The organism is Acidobacteriota bacterium (assembly GCA_009691245.1).
Taxonomy (GTDB): domain Bacteria; phylum Acidobacteriota; class Terriglobia; order 2-12-FULL-54-10; family 2-12-FULL-54-10; genus SHUM01.
This window is the reverse complement of the sequence record SHUM01000023.1, coordinates 17,272-33,019: the sequence shown is the minus strand read 5'-3', so window position 1 is coordinate 33,019 and position 15,748 is coordinate 17,272. Positions and strand designations below refer to the sequence as shown.

At 61.2% G+C, this 15,748-nt stretch carries 12 protein-coding genes, 1 tRNA gene and 1 pseudogene; 5 read left to right on the top strand and 9 right to left on the bottom strand.

The genetic code is table 11. From position 1 onward, the window contains the following. Window positions 1-4: 4 nt before the first annotated feature. The 8 genes and pseudogenes from EXQ56_07480 to EXQ56_07445 all read right to left on the bottom strand — a co-directional run bounded on the left by EXQ56_07480 (window position 5) and on the right by EXQ56_07445 (window position 8,022). Window positions 5-88: pseudogene (locus tag EXQ56_07480) on the bottom strand (cell surface glycoprotein). A gap of 779 nt (window positions 89-867) precedes the next feature. After that, window positions 868-1,602, bottom strand: coding sequence for a hypothetical protein (locus tag EXQ56_07475; GenBank protein ID MSO20294.1), 735 nt, complete (start codon window positions 1,600-1,602; stop codon window positions 868-870). A gap of 49 nt (window positions 1,603-1,651) precedes the next feature. Next, entirely contained in the window at window positions 1,652-2,260 is a 609-nt protein-coding gene (locus EXQ56_07470) for a hypothetical protein (protein MSO20293.1), read from the bottom strand. Further along, entirely contained in the window at window positions 2,257-2,982 is a 726-nt protein-coding gene (locus EXQ56_07465; GenBank protein ID MSO20292.1) for a hypothetical protein, read from the bottom strand. Before EXQ56_07465 ends, EXQ56_07470 begins: the two co-directional genes overlap by 4 nt. 36 nt (window positions 2,983-3,018) lie before the next feature. Then, complete coding sequence (locus tag EXQ56_07460) at window positions 3,019-4,029, bottom strand: hypothetical protein (GenBank protein MSO20291.1); 1,011 nt, start codon at window positions 4,027-4,029, stop codon at window positions 3,019-3,021. An 88-nt stretch (window positions 4,030-4,117) separates the two neighbouring features. After that, window positions 4,118-5,839: a type II/IV secretion system protein gene (locus tag EXQ56_07455; protein ID MSO20290.1), complete on the bottom strand. Its 1,722-nt coding sequence runs from the start codon at window positions 5,837-5,839 to the stop codon at window positions 4,118-4,120. 61 nt (window positions 5,840-5,900) lie between these two features. Next, window positions 5,901-7,106 (bottom strand): type II secretion system F family protein, encoded by a 1,206-nt coding sequence (locus tag EXQ56_07450; protein MSO20289.1) that lies wholly within the window; start codon window positions 7,104-7,106, stop codon window positions 5,901-5,903. 76 nt (window positions 7,107-7,182) lie between these two features. After that, on the bottom strand, window positions 7,183-8,022 hold the full coding sequence (locus EXQ56_07445) for an outer membrane lipoprotein carrier protein LolA (protein ID MSO20288.1): 840 nt from the start codon (window positions 8,020-8,022) through the stop codon (window positions 7,183-7,185). A gap of 380 nt (window positions 8,023-8,402) precedes the next feature. On the opposite strand from EXQ56_07445, the gene EXQ56_07440 reads away from it, so the two are divergent. From EXQ56_07440 to EXQ56_07430, 3 genes are all read left to right on the top strand, one after another. Next, entirely contained in the window at window positions 8,403-8,825 is a 423-nt protein-coding gene (locus tag EXQ56_07440) for a MerR family transcriptional regulator (GenBank protein ID MSO20287.1), read from the top strand. Window positions 8,826-8,893: 68 nt separating this feature from the next. Then, a tRNA-Pro gene (locus tag EXQ56_07435) sits at window positions 8,894-8,970 on the top strand. A 119-nt stretch (window positions 8,971-9,089) separates the two neighbouring features. Next, window positions 9,090-11,315 (top strand): hypothetical protein, encoded by a 2,226-nt coding sequence (locus EXQ56_07430; GenBank protein ID MSO20286.1) that lies wholly within the window; start codon window positions 9,090-9,092, stop codon window positions 11,313-11,315. A 148-nt stretch (window positions 11,316-11,463) separates the two neighbouring features. Here EXQ56_07430 and EXQ56_07425 read toward each other — a convergent pair whose 3' ends face one another. Next, a complete protein-coding gene (locus EXQ56_07425) occupies window positions 11,464-12,693 on the bottom strand; it encodes a DNA polymerase IV (protein ID MSO20285.1) in 1,230 nt (409 codons plus the stop codon). Between the two features lie 340 nt (window positions 12,694-13,033). Here EXQ56_07425 and EXQ56_07420 point away from each other — a divergent pair, with 340 nt between their 5' ends. Both EXQ56_07420 and EXQ56_07415 read left to right on the top strand, forming a co-directional pair. Next, complete coding sequence (locus EXQ56_07420) at window positions 13,034-13,963, top strand: hypothetical protein (GenBank protein MSO20284.1); 930 nt, start codon at window positions 13,034-13,036, stop codon at window positions 13,961-13,963. 60 nt (window positions 13,964-14,023) lie between these two features. Continuing rightward, window positions 14,024-15,679, top strand: coding sequence for a hypothetical protein (locus tag EXQ56_07415; protein ID MSO20283.1), 1,656 nt, complete (start codon window positions 14,024-14,026; stop codon window positions 15,677-15,679). Window positions 15,680-15,748: the final 69 nt, after the last annotated feature.

Genomic DNA, 15,748 nt, shown 5'->3' with positions numbered 1-15,748 from the left:
GATTCCCGAATCCGCCCTGGCCGCCCTGGCCGCCTTGACCGCCTTGGCCACCTTGGCCACCTTGACCGCCACCGCCACCTTGGCCTCCACCGCATTGCTGGGCGAGCGGGCCCGTTGCGGCGGCTGGGTCTTCCCTAAAGTTGAAGATGAATTCCCACTTGTCGTATGACAGCTGATCTTTCAGAATGCGGATGGAGGTCTTCTCGCTCATGCTGGCCACTCCGGCAATGGCTCCGCCACCGAAGGTGGGGCGAACGGGGTTGGGCGAGATGGCGCTGCCTTGGCTTGTTATATCGACTGTCTTCACAGTTCCCATATCCGATTTGCCCGGCGTGCCACCTGTGACCTGCGAATCGCTGATCGTGCAACCAGCAATGTGGATCAACCGCCACTCGCCTTCCGGCGTCATCGGGTCTTTATAGAGCTTGCGGATGAAGCGCGTGTTGTTGGTATCGAGCAGGGCTTCGAGCGAGGTGGGATAGTTGCCGGTCTTGCGCACGAAGAGCAGGATCGCCTGTTGGTAGGCTTCGCCGCGGAAGATCAATTCTTCTTCGCGGTCGCGCTGCGCGTCAAAGGCGTAGCTCGGCATGATGCGGTAGATGACCGCGATCAGCACCGAGGCCAGCGCGACGATCACCAGCAGGACGTAGCCTCGCTCGCCCCGATCACGCCGCCGGCAAGTTTGCCTCGCGCGGACCATGCCGAGTTGTTTGCTGAAGTCTGTCATGACTGGAGCCTGTTTACTGATGATGCGAGCCGATCTGAGCCGCGACCGGAAGGAAGCGGGCGCGCTTGACGATTATCACAGGCCATTGAACGGGACCGCTCCCTTCCGGTCGCGGCTCTGTAACACCATCCGAAAAAAACCTACCGCGCGGGCGGCGGCGCGGGGGTTTCTGGCTCAGCGAGCGGAATCTCGTGCTTGCTGTGGTCACGCATATCTTCCAGCTCCAGCTTGCTGACGCCGATGCGCAGAATCTTGTAATGTTGCGCAACCGTCTGGCCGGTCTGGGCGATGATGATGGCGTCGCCGTTGGTGAGCAGGGCCTTGGTCAACGAGTTGATCGTTGGGTTAGTCTGAGAAGTTCCGGAGAGTTGCGCGACGCCAAAAAACTTGAGGGGCAGAACCACCGGCGGCGTTACGGGCACGTCGGGCGGCGCGTCGGGTGGCGCCCCGGCATCAGGCATCATTTTACCGGGCAGGCGAGTGCCGCCGGACTGCGCTCCAGCGGATTCTCCGCTAGCGGCGCCGAAGACGAAGATGTTTCGCTTGCTGCCGGTGTAATTCACGGCGCGGCTGCTGGCCAGTAGGTCCAGCCGGAGCGAGGGATCGAGCGGGCTGACCGCGCCCGCCGCCGCGCGCGGACCAGCGACTTTCCTGGAACCTCCGCTGGGCGCGGCTGTACCGGCAGTTACCTGCGGCTGGCCAGCGCCATCTCCGCCCAGTATCGCCACCAGACGGTAAATCATAAAAGCCGAAGCGCCAATCAACAGCAATAGCAGCAATGGCTTATTCACAGCGCCCAGCATTTTTCCGGCGGCCGGGCTGGCCGTCGCAGTGGCCTCGAGTTTAGAGGATCGAGATGTGTTTCCCGTCATCATATGGTTTCGCTGGAAATCACTTCGCGTGCGTTCCTCACGACTTGCTCCTTTAGGAGGGCAGCAGATAAGTCTCCGTGGTCAGTCGCATTCGCAAACCGGTCTCGGCCGCGCTGCCAACATCCAGGCCGCGGATAATCCAGAAAATCTTTGATTTCTCGACTTTATTAATGAAGCGCACCACGTCGGCGTACTCGCCTTCCAGCGATAGCGAAACCTCGATGGCGGTCCAGCCCAACTCGTTCTTTTCGTCCAGCAAATCATAAGAAATATTCGAGGGCCGCAGGTGATTCTGCGTGGCCAGCTCTTCGAGATTCTTCAACATGCTGGAGAAGGCGTTGGCGCGGCCCATGAAATTGTCGGCGACAAACTTCTGCCCGGACTGCGTGGCCGATTGCACGCGACTGGTCAACTCACGAAGCTCGGCGACGCGCGCCTGCCCCGTCCGCTGCTGCGATTCCAGCTCCTGAATCTGAGCCTGTCGCGCCTCGGAAGAGCGTCCTGGAGCCTGCAAAATAAAGTAGAGCAATCCGGCGCAGACCACCGTCAGAACGGCGCTGGCAATCTTCCATTGTATCTCCGGCCTGGTTGCGCCCAAGCGGCTGGAGGTGGCGGTGAACGGGGAGCGCGGCTCAAGCCATGAGAACATTGATGACATCATCGGCGCGCCTCCTTCTGTATGACCGCTGTTGCGCCTGTCTGAATTGGGGCGGGCGGCGCAACAGACTCCGCCGCCTCCTCTGCGTCTTCTGCTTCCTCTGCTTCCTTTACATCGTCTGCTTCATCCGCCAGCGGCGCGGGTAATTCGTCCTGAGAATATACCGCGGTAAGACTCAGCTCAATCTCTCCCCCGGTTTCCTTCGCGACCGGAAATCGCTGATCGAGCACCACGGGATTGGCGAACTGCGAAGAGTCTTCGAGCTTCTTGACGAAATCGACCAGCGGCCTGACGCTCTCGGCCACGACGGCGAGGTTCAGCAGGGGCAACTGCGCCTGATTCATATCGGGCAGCTTGGGCGCGATGCTGAGGATACGGACACCGCTGGGAAGGGTGGTTTCCAGGTCCTGGAACAGGCGCGTCCAGGATAGGCTCTTCTGCTCAATCAAGGAATTGAGCAACGCCGAGCGGTTGCGTATCTGCGCGACTTGCGGAGTCTCCAGCCAATCTTCCATCTCCTGCTGCGCGGCCTCCAGTTCGCGGACTTCGCCCTGCAACTGACTGGTGCGATCCACCAGCACGCGGAATTCATCGCGCGATTGCAACTCCGCGCGCACCGCTACGGCCGCCAACACCAGAGCCAGCAGACCCAGGCTGATGGCCGTCATGCGCAGCGGGCGAATCGCGTCGGCGGGACGGCTGGCGAGATTGATGGGCACTCTCATGCTGTTTTGCTGCATCTCCTCAAACTAATTCCTGCGCTAGGCGAACTGTTGCTCTCGCACCAAACCCACCAGCGAGGCCGCGTAACGCTCGGCGTTCCCGCTGGTCCAATGGGACGCCGTCGGCAGGTCAGCAGCGCTCAGCAGCGGCTGAGCGTTCAGACGCAATTCATCGGCCAAGGCTTCCGCGACACCGGACGAAGCATCGCCCAGGCCGCACAGGAAGACGCGCTCCAGCGTGCTCCCGAAGTTATCCTGAAAATAAGCGAAGGATGGATAGATCGCTTCCAGTATCTCCGCAGTCGTGGGATCGGCGGTCTGGCCCAGCGCCCCAGAACGGAACAGGCACAGATTGCCTCCCTGCACGATCACGGTGGTGAACCACGGCGGATTAAATTTGGCGAGCAGAGTGCTCCCCACATCGCTTTCCGGAATCAGCGCGAGCGCGGCCAACGACGAGAGCGTTACGCGCGACGGAGTCAGCCCCAGCGACTCCAGCAGTTGCTCATACTGGTGAATCACTGTGTGCGGCGTTACCACGCTGATCACCTGCCAGCCTGCGGCTGCCCCCGACGGGCGGCGCCGCGCAGTGAACGAGACGGCGGAAGCGTCAATGTCGAACGGCACGGACTTCTTCAGCTTCCAGCGAATCAACTGAATCGCCTCGGGAGTGCTGCGCGGCAGCTTGTCAAAGTCGAGCACAAAGAGACGCGCCGCCTGATCGGGAATCACCAGCGCGGTGTCGATGCCCCTGCCTTCGTCTTTGCCTCCGCTGCGCGCGCCGCCGAGACCCAGAGAATCCAGGCAGCCTGCCAGCGCCGCACGCAACTGCTCCGGCTGCGCCAGATTCTCGCGCAGCGGCGTGGGGTCCAGCGCACCCGGCGCCAGCGGTCGCCAGGCCGTGGCATTCAACTGCGCCGCGCCGTCATTCCAGCGCGCCAGCGTGACTCCAGCCGTCGCTATCTCGCAGCCCAGTGTAGGCATGGGCGTGCCCACGAACCGCCGCAGCAGTCGAGTGATGCCTCCCGAATTTCCATTTCCTGATGACATGGGTCTTTCTACTTCTCCAGAACAGCAGAGTCCTCGCTGCGCTCGGAATGACACCTACACAAAACTGCGACAAACATTACGTCTGGCATTACGTCTGGTCGATGAACGTAACTTTGTTAATCTCTTTCAACGTGGTCATGCCGTGCCTGGCCCTCAGCACAGCGGCATCGCGCAACGAGCGCAGGCCTTCCTCGCGGGCGGCGCGGCGAATCTCGGACGTGGGCCGCTTGGCGACGATCATGTCGCGGATGCGGTCGGTCATGTCCAGCAATTCGGAGATCGCCGTACGGCCGCGGTACCCTGTGCCGTCGCAATCGATGCAGCCCTGGCCTTCGTAGAAAACAGTATCGCCCTCGGCCTTGGGATTCAGGCCGGACTCTTCGAGCATCTGATCCGAGTAACGCACCTGCTTGCGGCAGTTGGGGCAGATCACGCGCACCAGCCGCTGCGCCAGAATACAATTCAACGAGGCCACGAAATTATATGGCTCCACGCCCATGTTCAGGAAGCGGCCCAGCACATCCACCACGTTATTGGCGTGGACGGTGGTGAACACCAGATGGCCGGTGAGCGCGGACTGAATGGCGATCTGCGCCGTCTCGTTGTCGCGGATTTCGCCCACCATGATCTTGTCCGGATCGTGGCGCAGAATGGAGCGCAGTCCGCGCGCGAAGGTCAGCCCCTTTTTCTCGTTGACGGGAATCTGGGTGATGCCCTTGAGCTGATATTCAACCGGGTCCTCGATGGTGATGATCTTGTCTTCATCCGTGCGAATTTCGTTCAGCGCGGCGTAGAGCGTGGTGGTCTTGCCGCTCCCCGTCGGGCCGGTTACCAGCACCATGCCGTAAGGTTCCATGATGTAGCGGCGGAATTTCTGGAGATCACGCTCGGGGAAGCCCACCACGTCCAGCGTGAGATTGTGAAACTGCTCGCTCATCGACTCCTTGTCGAGAATGCGGAGCACGGCGTCCTCGCCGTGGATGGCGGGCATGATGGAGACGCGAAAGTCGATGTAGCGGCCCTTGTAGCGCACGCGGAAGCGGCCGTCCTGGGGAACGCGGCGCTCGGCGATGTCCAGCTCGCTCATCACCTTGATGCGCGAGATGAGCGGCGAGTGATATTCCTTGCTAATGGGCTGCATCGCGCGTTGCAGCACGCCGTCGATGCGGTATTTCACGATCACTTCCGTGTCGCCGGTCTCGATGTGCACGTCGCTGGCGCGGCGCTCCAGCGCGGTGAACAGCACGGTGTCAATGAGGCGGATGACCGGGCTGGTTTCGCTGTCCTTGGTGAGCCGGTCGATGGAAAGTTTTTCATCGCCGTTCTCGTCGTCGTCCACCACGCTTAAGGAAAAGGCCTCGGTGGCCTCTTCCAGCACGCGCTGCGACTGCTGGGTTTTCTTGAGATAGTCGTTGATCTCAGTCAGCGTGGTAACACGCACCACCAGACGGCGGTCGAGCAGTAGCGATACTTCGTCGATCAGCATGAGGCGGCTGGGATCGGCCATGGCGATCTCCAGCGCGTCATTCGCAATTTGCAACGGGACGAAGTTGTAGCGGAACATCAGATCAACGGGGATGGAGCGGAACAGTTCCGGGTCGATCTTGTAATCGCGCAGATGGATGAACTCGCAACGGTAGCGCTGAGCCAGCTCGCGGCTGCGCTGCTCTTCATTGGCCACGTTGGCGGCCAAACCATTCGCCAAATTGGCGGCAAGGTCAGGCACGGCGGGGTTCACGAGCGAAGCGCCATTGGCCCCGTTCCTCGCTTCTCCCGCTCCATTGGCGCGTCCATTGGGCCCATTGGCCATTGCTATTGCTTCCTTCCGACGATTCTCGTGCGGCCATGGGCCGCCACCGTATTCTTCTGGCCTATATCTTGCCGGCCAATGAGAATATCGGCAAATATAAAGCGATCAATATAAAGGCTACCACTCCGCCCATGAATAGCAGAATAGCTGGTTCGATTAATGACAACAGAGCGGTCAGCACGGTGGAGACATCTTCCTCGAAGAAATCGGCCACTCCGTTGAGCATGGCTTGCAACGCGCCGGAGCTTTCGCCGACCTCAACCATCTCAATGGCCAGGCCGGGGAAGAATCCCGTCGCCGCCAGCCCTTCATGCAGCGACTGGCCCTCGCGAACTTTCTGCGTGGCAATATCCAGCGTGTGCCGCAGCAGCGCCGAGCCAACCGACTGGCGCGCCGTTTCGAGCGCCTGCACCACGGGAATGCCGCCGGCGATCAGGGTGGCCAGGATGCGCGAGAATTGCGCGACCTGAAACTTGGTCCATATCTGCCCCACGCCGGGCAGTTTTGACTTAAGCCGATCCACGCCTTGCGCCCCCGTTTCGCTCTGGCTCCAGGACCACAGCCCTAGTGCGCTACCCGCCATCGCCAACATGATGAGCAGCCAGGAGTTGCGAAACGCGTCCGTGAAGTTGATCAGGAAGACGGTAACCGCCGGGAGTTCCTGCGACATGTTGCGGTATAGCTCGGCGAAACTGGGGATGACGTAGATAACCAGAAACGTCAACAGAACCATTACCATCACCACCAGCAGCGCCGGATAAACGAGCGAGGCCAGCAGCTTCTTCTTCACCGTCTGCGAGGTGCGCTGATAACTGATGTAGCGCTGCAAAACCTCTTCAATGTTGCCGGATTTTTCGCCCGCCACCAGCGATGTGGTATAGATCTGCGGATAGACCCCCTGCTCCCCGAAGGCCTCCGAGAGCAGCGCGCCACCCTTCACGCGGTCGCGTATCTCGTTGAGCGAAGCGCGCATGGAGGGCTGGGCGATATGGCCGCTGAGCAGATCCAGAACTTTTAATATCGGCAGCCCGGCCTTGATCAGCGTGATGAACTGCTGATTAAAGACCAGAAACTCACCCATCTTGATCTTCTTTGACTCCTTGCCGCCGCTGAACAGTCCAGAAACTCCCGCTCGGCGCTCGATGGAAAAGATGTGCAACCCGGCCTGGGAATAGCGGTCGCGCAGCTCCACCTCGGAGCTGGCCGTCTCCACGCGATTCATGATCTGGCCGCGATCATCGGCGACGCGGCAAACAAACTCAGGCATAGTCCACCGGCTATTCTATCGGCGCGGCGCGCGCGCACTATCAGCAGTTTCTTAAACCCCGTTCATTGATACAAAGTCACTGGTACACAATCTCGGTGCCCGGCGGCGGCGTGAAGCGAAATATCTCCGCGCTGACGGGCGGGTTGGCCTGCACGTCCGTGAAACGGAATTCTGTCTCCGTGCCGCCAGACTCGCTGAGGATCACGCGGCGAATCTGTCGCGCCGCGTTAATCTCAAAAATCATGGACTCCACTTGCCCTGCCAGGCGCTTGGGGTAGGTCTTGAAGATGACGTTGCCCGGCTCGATCGGCGTCAGCGCGGCGGAGGTCTCAAAGCGCTGGAACTCCTGATTGAAATCGAGCCGGCCCAGCAGGAAGCGCAGCGGCGCGCGCAGATCGTCACTCTCTTTCACCGAGGTCTGCATGACGCGCTTCTCGCCAGGCAGGTAGAGGATCATGCGATTCGCTTCGGTCAGGAACAGCTTGGTCTCGGGCGAGACGTACTCCCAGCGCATCTTGCCAGGCTTGCTCAGGTAGAGCGTCCCCGACTCCTGGCGCACCGTGCGCGGACCTTCGCGGACAATCTGGCGAAACTGCGCCTTCATGGTCTTCATGCGATTGTAATTGCTCTCGACCTCGCGCAAAACCTGTGTAATCGCCGGGGCCTTGGTTGCCGGAGCCAAGGTCGCCGGAGCCTTGATCACGGGGAGATTGAGATCAGTTGCGTTTTGCTTCGGCGCCGGCGGTTGAGCCAGTCCCGGCAGGGCAACGGTCCATTGTGCAGCGGCCAACAGGATCAGCAAAAAGGCGTTGCTCGCCGTTCCCATCTGCTGGCCCAGCCCATGGCCCATCTGTTGGCCCATTCGATGGCCCAGCCTGTCGCTCAATCGCACGCGATGTGGTCGCCCGTAAACCATTGCACCCCTTCAGAATAGCATAGCCGCACAGGCCCGAGGTGAATAGGATGCTTCCCCGCCCCGTACCGTTGCCGACGGTGCGTCACAGTGCCGCGCGCGTAAGCAAGCGGACCCGCTCGCCCTGGCACAATGCTTTATGTCACGACCCAGCATGAATTCGGGCGCGGGTTTTCCAAATCGAACATCATGCACCGCCGACCGTGTCCGCTTGCTGACGCGCGCGGCACTGTAACGTAAAACGCCACGCGGTGCGGCTGTGGCTTTCTTGCGCGTTGCGCCTGCACGGGGCAATTGCTAAGATAGGCCTGCGTCCGGTTTCCACTCCCCGGAATGAGTTCCCGCGGCGAACGAGCATCGCACGAAGGCGTCATAAGACCATAATGTCCGCCAAACCAGCGCTGAAGCCCATCCCGGACAAACTCTATTTCCCGATTCGGGAAGTGGCCGAACTGACAGGCGTCGAGGCCTACGTGCTGCGCTTCTGGGAAAAAGAATTCCCGATGCTGCAGCCGGTGAAGGAGTCCTCCGGGCATCGCCGCTACCGGCGCAAGGACATCGAACTGGTGCTGGAGATCAAACGGCTGCTCTACGACGAGGGCTTCACCATCCCCGGCGCGCGCACCGCGTTGCAGAGGGGCGCACCCGCACCCACTCTATTCGCGCTGCCAGCGACCTCTACGAATACGAGAGGGACCGCAAGACGCAAGCGCGGCGGACACGCGTCATCTGCCCCCAAATCACCTGAAGAAACGCTGCGCCGCGTGCGCGCGGAGTTGAGCGATATCTTGACCCTGCTCAAGTAATCGTGTTAACTCTGAAGGAGTCACTTTAGTTCAAGGTGCGAGCCTGTGTGCTGGGGCTCGTGTTCATTCGGGACGTGGCGCAGCCTGGTAGCGCGCTTGCTTGGGGTGCAAGAGGCCGTGGGTTCAAATCCCGCCGTCCCGACCAAACCTACCCCACGAAAATTCTGGCCCGCGAAAATTCTGGTCGAAAGATTGGTTGCTGACCAGTCAACAGCGCTGGATACTTCTCTGACGGGGCAACACGCTTATGGAATGGCATCACGGATGAACCAGCATCGTCGCAGCTTCAGCCTCCACTGCATCATCCCCAGCCTCGCTGGCCTCCTCGCGTTCGTATTGGCCGAGCCTGCATTTCCGCAGAACCCCGGCGGCGCAGGCGAAGTCATCATTCACGCGACGCGCATCAGTGAACCACTCCACGTGGATGGCAAGCTCGATGAGGAGTTCTACCAGACCATTGAGCCGATCACCAGCTTTGTGCAGCAACTGCCCAAGGCGGGGCAGCCATCCACCGACCGCACCGAGGCTTGGGTGATGTTTGACGACACCAACGTCTACATCGCCTGCCGCTGCGGGACTGAATTTCCCGAGCGCATCGTTGCCGACGACATGCGCCGCGACAACGCCAATATCACCTCGCAGGACCATTTTGCCGTCGGCTTCGACACCATGTATGACGGGCGCAACGGCTACCAGTTTGGCGTCTCGCCGGTGGGTGGCATGCGCGACGGACTGATCACCGACGAGAAGTTTTACCCCGATTGGAACGGCGTATGGGACGCCCGCTCGACGCGCTACGAGGGCGGATGGATCACCGAGCTGGCCATCCCCTTCAAGACGCTGCGCTACGCCTCGAACCGCGAGCAGAAGTGGCACATCCAGTTCCGCCGCCACGTCGCGGGCAAAAGCGAGTGGACCAACCTGACGCCGCTGAATCCCAACTGGGGCGTCAGCGGCTGGAACCGCTTCGCGCTGGGCGCCACACTAGTTGACCTGGAAGCGCCGCCCTCGAAGCGCAATTTCGAGATCAAGCCCTACGCCATCGCGCGACTCACCACGGACCGCCTCGCGGTTCCGCCCGTGGACAACGATTTCGATCCTGACGCCGGCGTGGATATAAAGTACGGCCTCACCAAGAGCCTCACCGCCGACTTCACCTACAACACCGATTTCGCGCAGGTGGAGGCCGACGAGCAGCAGGTGAATCTCACTCGCTTCAGCCTGTCGTTCCCGGAAAAGCGCGAGTTTTTCCTGGAAGGTCAGGGGACATTTTTATTCGGCAGCGGCGCGGTGGCCGATGTCGGCGGCGACATGGCACCGACCATTTTCTACAGCCGCCGCATCGGCATCGCCGGTGCGCGCGACATCCCGGTCATTGCCGGCGGCCGGGTGAATGGCAAGGCGGGGCGCTGGACACTCGGCGCGCTCAACATCGAAACCGACGACAAAGCCGCCGCGCGCGTGCAGCAGACCAACTTCACCGTCCTGCGCCTGCGCCGCGACGTGCTCAAGCGGAGCAACATCGGCGCGCTCTATACGCGCCGCTCGGTCTCCACCCTAGCTCCCGGAGCCAACGACGTCTGGGGCGTGGACGGCAACTTCGCTTTCCGCACCAACCTCTACCTCAGCGGATTCGCCGCGCAGTCGCGCACCTCGGGACGCGACGGCGACGACCGGGCCTATCGCGCGCAGTTCAACTGGACACACGACCGCTACGGGCTGATACTCGACCGCCTCGTCGTCGAACCAAACTTCAATCCCGAGATCGGTCTGCTGCGGCGGCAGGATTTCCGGCGCAACCTCGCCGCGGCGCGCTTCAGCCCGCGCACCCAGAATAATCGCTTCGTGCGCAAGCTGACCTTGGAAGGCAGCGTGGACTACATCACGGACAATAACAATGTGCTGGAGACGCGCGAGTCTGTGCTCAATTTCCGCACCGACTTCCACAACAGCGACATATTCGCGATGAGCTTCGGGAGCACCTACGAACTGCTCACCGTGCCGTTCAGTATCTCGCGCAATGTTCGCATTGCCCCCGGCGGGTATGGCTTCCACAACTTCCTGGTGTCCTATGACGCCGGCGCGCAGTACCGCATCTCCGGCACCACAACCTTTGAGACCGGAGATTTCTACAACGGCACCAAGCGCACGGCGCGCTTCCGCGGACGCGTGAAGCTGACGCCGCGACTCGGTTTCGAGCCGAACATCTCTATCAATTGGATTGACCTTCCGGCGGGAAAGTTCACGGATAAGCTGATCGGCGCGCGGTCGGTATTCACCGTAACGCCGCGGATGTTCGTCGCCGCGCTCGTGCAATACGCGTCCAGCACCGCTTCGCTTTCCACCAACCTGCGGTTCCGCTGGGAATACCAGCCGGGCAGCGAACTCTTCGTAGTCTACACGGAGGGCCGCTCGACTCTGCCGGCGCGCGGCTCCGACCTCGAAAATCGCGGCTTCGTGGTCAAGATCAACCGGCTCTTGCGCTTCTAAAACAGTTTTACGGATGGGGTCTAGCCAACAGAGCCGCGACCGGAAGGGAGCGGTTGAGCGTTTAAGCGGCGTGTTCAGCGAACACGCCAGACTGCGCCGCACCGCTCCCTCCCGGTCGCGGCTCTGTTCCGCACTTCCACGGAACACACTACTCCATCTTCTTCCCAGGCAGATTCGGCTGGTTCTCGTGCGTTCGCTCGCGGAGTTTGCTTTTCACTGCCGACCCCACTGACAAAACGGATTCGCCATATTTGTCACGCAAGCGGTCCGCCGCTGATAACACCTGCTCCCGTTTCCGGTTTTCTCCGCCATCCAGCAAATCGAGCTGAGGCCCCGAACGATCGAGCGACGAGACTTGCACGCCTAACAACCTCACCATCTGCCCGGCCTTCCAGTTCTGATGAAACAGCGTGATCACCTCGTCAAGAATGTGGTTGTCCAACTGCGTGGGTTGGTTAATAGAACGGGCGCGCGTGATGGTGGAAAAATCCGGGGATCGCAGTTTCAGTTGCACGGTGCGCGCGTACAGGCGGTGCTCACGCAACCGTCGGCCCACCATCTGAGATAGGCGCGATAGAGTGGTTTCCAGCACGTCCACTTGGGCAGTGTCTTCGCTGAAGGTGTGCTCATGGCTGATGGACTTGGGCGCCGACTCACCGCCGATCTCATGATCAAACCAGCCGCCTGCGTCCAGACCTTGCGCCTTGCCCGCCAGCGCCAATCCCCACTTGCCGAAACGCTGTTCCAGAAAAGCAGCTTCAAATTTTGCGAGATCGCTGACGGTGGAAATATGCAAAGCAGACAGAGCCTGCTCCATCACCTTGCCCACGCCGGGAATCCTGCGCACCGGCAACGGAGCGAGGAATGATGCTTCCTGTCCGGGGATGATCCAGAGCACACCGTTGGGCTTGGCTTGGGCGGAGGCCACCTTCGCCACCAGCCGTGAAGTAGCGATCCCGATTGAGCAGTTCAATCCGGTAGCGTCTTTCATGGAATCATGCAGCGCGTCGGCTGCACGCAGCGGCGACCCCATCAGGCTATGCGTGCCGGTCATGTCCAGGTAGGCTTCGTCGATTGAGGCCATCTCCACCAGCGGCGAGAAGCGTTGCAGGACTTCGAAAACTTTCCCCGAATACTCGCGATACCGCTGCGGATGACCCTCCACAAAGATCGCTTGTGGACAATGCTTATAGGCAGTGCGCAGCGGCATCGCTGAATGAATGCCGAATTTTCGCGCCGCATAGGAAGCCGCCGCAACGACGCCACGCTCGTTGGGACGCCCGCCCACCACCACCGGCTTGCCCTTCAGGGAAGGATCAAACAATTCTTCCACTGAAACGAAAAAGGCGTCCATGTCGACATGGAAAACGGTATGCACATCTAAATTTAATCACGGATAAGAATGGACTGCCATCCCAGGGTGAATCCATCCGAAACGGTAGTGGATCAGTTTGAAATTGGATCGCCGTGTGAAATCAATTAAGCCCCGGCAGGGGCGAAAGAACCGCGCGGAGCGTCTTTCGCCCCTACCGGGGCTACTATTTGCACGGCGCGCCGGGGCAGCACTTGCCCTTCGGGCAAGATGATTCCTCAAATTTTTCTTGCGGACGCTGTTAACTATGTGAGCCGCTCGACCGTTTCAGGAAGTGAATAGCTGAATGAGGATCGCGCTGATTACTACGGACGTCGCCGACCAGACTGGACTATAATTTAACGATATGCCTGCCATTATATTCTTACTCATCGCGTTGCTCGGTTCGGTTTGCACGACGCGCACGCAGGACCAGGTTCCTGCCAACCGCAAGCAGGCGCGAGCCGTGCGCGTGGCCAATGGCGCGATCAAGCTGGACGGCCAACTTGATGATCCGGCATGGGCGCAAGCGGCGCCCATCAGCGACTTCGTGCAGAAGGAGCCGAACGAAGGCGCTGCGCCCAGCGAGCCCACCGAGGTGCGCATCGTTTATGACGACACCTCGCTCTACATCGGCGCGCGCATGACCAGCAAGGATCCCGTGTCGATTCAGGCGCCCATGAGCCGCCGCGACAATGTTAATGAAGCTGAGTTTTTGCAGGTGTCCATCGACACCTATCTGGATCGGCGCACCGCGTATTCGTTCGCGGTCAGCGCCTCCGGCGTCCGCGCGGACGGATATCATGCCACCGACAATCAGTTCCCCGTTGACTTCACCTATGACCCCGTCTGGCAGGCGCGCACGCGCGTGGACGCGCAAGGCTGGACCGCTGAATTCTGGATTCCGCTCACGCAACTGCGCTTCAGTGAATCGCCGGACATGGTCTGGGGCATGAATGTCCGCCGCTACACGCCGACGCTGAATGAAGACGACTACTGGGTGGGCATCGGGCGTACGGAGCGCGGCTGGGCCTCGCGCTTTGGCGAGCTGCGCGGCTTTGAAGGCGTCGAGCCGCGCCGCCGCGTCGAGCTGTATCCCTACGTGGCGGGCGCGTCGCGCGTAAGCGGCGACCGCGATCCGGCCAACCCATTTGACGATGGCAGGAATCTCGAGGCGCGCACGGGTCTGGACCTCAACATGGCGCTCAGCTCGAATCTGACGCTCGATGCCACCATCAACCCGGACTTCGGGCAGGTGGAGGCCGATCCCGCCGAAGTGAATCTCAGCACCTTTTAATCTCTGTTCTCCGAGCGGCGCGCGTTCTTCCTGGAGGGCAACAGTCTGTTGCAGGGGCCGGTGAACAATTACTACTATTCGCGGCGCATCGGCGCGCGGCCCATCGGCCCGGCGACGGGCGATTTCGTTGACTATCCCACTACCAGCACCATTCTGGCCGCTGGGAAGGTGAGCGGCAGACTGCCATCGGGCCTGAATCTCGCCGTGCTGACCGCCCTGACCGATGAGGAGAACGCCCGCACCTATACGCGCGCCACCGACACGCACGCGGACGTCCGCGTAGCGCCGCGCACCTTCTGGGGCGTGGGCCGCGTGCTGCAGGAGTTCGGCGCCGCGCGCTCGACGGTCTCGACGCTGTTCACCGCCATGCACCGCGACTTGAAGCCCGGCGAGCCGCTGGCCGAGTTGCTCACGCGCCGCGCCTATAGCGGCGTGGCCGATACGCTGCTGCGCTTCGGGCGCAATGCCTATGAACTCGATGGGTTGTTCGCGTGGAGCTACATCTCGGGCGACCCGGCGGTCATCGAGCGCACCCAGCGCAATGTGTACCATTTGTTTCAGCGCCCCGACCGTGTAAGAGGCACGCCGTTCGATCCCACCCGCACTTCGCTGGGCGGCACCAAGGGCCACTTGAAGCTGGCCAAGGTTACCGGCGAACACTGGCTGTGGGGCAGCCAGTTCATGTACGACACGCCGGAGTTTGACAGCCTGGACTTCGGGCGGCTGGCGGTGGCCGGCGACTTGAATAATTTTGTGTATGCGAATTATCGCGACACCACGCCTGGTCGCTACCTGCGTTCGTGGAACATCAACAGCCAGACGGGGATGACCAACTACTTCGACCGCGATCTCGGCCGGAAGTACAACTTCCAGCAGAACTTCAATTTCACCTTCCTGAATTTCTGGCGCACTTCGTTCAACTGGTCGCTGAACGGACGCGGGCAGGACCCGGTGCTGACGCGTGGTGGACCCTCCATGCAGCAGGCGCGCGAACTGAAGATGGATGGCTCGTTCAGCAACTCGGCCTCCGCGCAGACGCGCTGGACGGTGAAGGGCGTCTGCGAGAGAAACGAGGAAGGCGACTGGGTGCGACAGGTGAACGGGACCTTTTCGTTGCGCCCCGCGCCGGCCTGGCAGGTCTCCATCACGCCGGACTACCGGCGCGAACGCTCCACGCGGCAGTTTATCACCCAGCGCACCGGCGGTGGAGTAGAGACCTATGGCGTGCGCTCCATCTTCGGGCAAATCGAGCGCTCGACCATGCTGATGCAGATGCGCCTCGGCTACACCTTCAAGCCGGACCTGAATCTGGATTTCTACGCCGAGCCGTTCGCCGCCAGCGGCCGCTATGAGCGCATCGGCGAATTGGCCGCGGCGCGCTCGCGCGAGGTGCGCTTCTATGGTGAGGCTGAAGGCGGATTGCTGCCAGGCGACTCGCTCACGCGACTCGCCAACGGCGACTGGTCGGTGCGCGACAACGGCGCGACGTTTACCGTCGCCAACCGCGACTTCAACGTGCAATCATTCCGCAGTAATTTAGTGCTGCGCTGGGAGTGGCGCCCCGGCACCACCTTCTTCCTGGTCTGGCAGCAGGACCGCACCAAGACCGAGGCCACGCGCTCGAGCGCCGGACTGCGCTCCATGTTCGGGTCGCTGTCGGCGCCCGGCGACAACTTCTTCGTGGTCAAAACCACCTTCCGCATCTCGACCAATTGAATACTACTCCGGGAGTCGTGCCGCAAACCTGGCAGCATTCTCATCAACTGGCCACGGCTCCTATTTGGA

Excerpts from the sequence above, each read along its gene's own strand:
- EXQ56_07420 (MSO20284.1), top strand. The coding sequence starts at position 13,034 with ATGCCTGCCATTATATTCTTACTCATCGCGTTGCTCGGTTCGGTTTGC.
- EXQ56_07455 (MSO20290.1), bottom strand. The coding sequence starts at position 5,839 with ATGGCCAATGGGCCCAATGGACGCGCCAATGGAGCGGGAGAAGCGAGG.
- EXQ56_07460 (MSO20291.1), bottom strand. The coding sequence starts at position 4,029 with ATGTCATCAGGAAATGGAAATTCGGGAGGCATCACTCGACTGCTGCGG.
- EXQ56_07445 (MSO20288.1), bottom strand. The coding sequence starts at position 8,022 with ATGGTTTACGGGCGACCACATCGCGTGCGATTGAGCGACAGGCTGGGC.
- EXQ56_07475 (MSO20294.1), bottom strand. The coding sequence starts at position 1,602 with ATGATGACGGGAAACACATCTCGATCCTCTAAACTCGAGGCCACTGCG.
- EXQ56_07465 (MSO20292.1), bottom strand. The coding sequence starts at position 2,982 with ATGAGAGTGCCCATCAATCTCGCCAGCCGTCCCGCCGACGCGATTCGC.
- EXQ56_07470 (MSO20293.1), bottom strand. The coding sequence starts at position 2,260 with ATGATGTCATCAATGTTCTCATGGCTTGAGCCGCGCTCCCCGTTCACC.
- EXQ56_07430 (MSO20286.1), top strand. The coding sequence starts at position 9,090 with ATGAACCAGCATCGTCGCAGCTTCAGCCTCCACTGCATCATCCCCAGC.
- EXQ56_07440 (MSO20287.1), top strand. The coding sequence starts at position 8,403 with ATGTCCGCCAAACCAGCGCTGAAGCCCATCCCGGACAAACTCTATTTC.
- EXQ56_07450 (MSO20289.1), bottom strand. The coding sequence starts at position 7,106 with ATGCCTGAGTTTGTTTGCCGCGTCGCCGATGATCGCGGCCAGATCATG.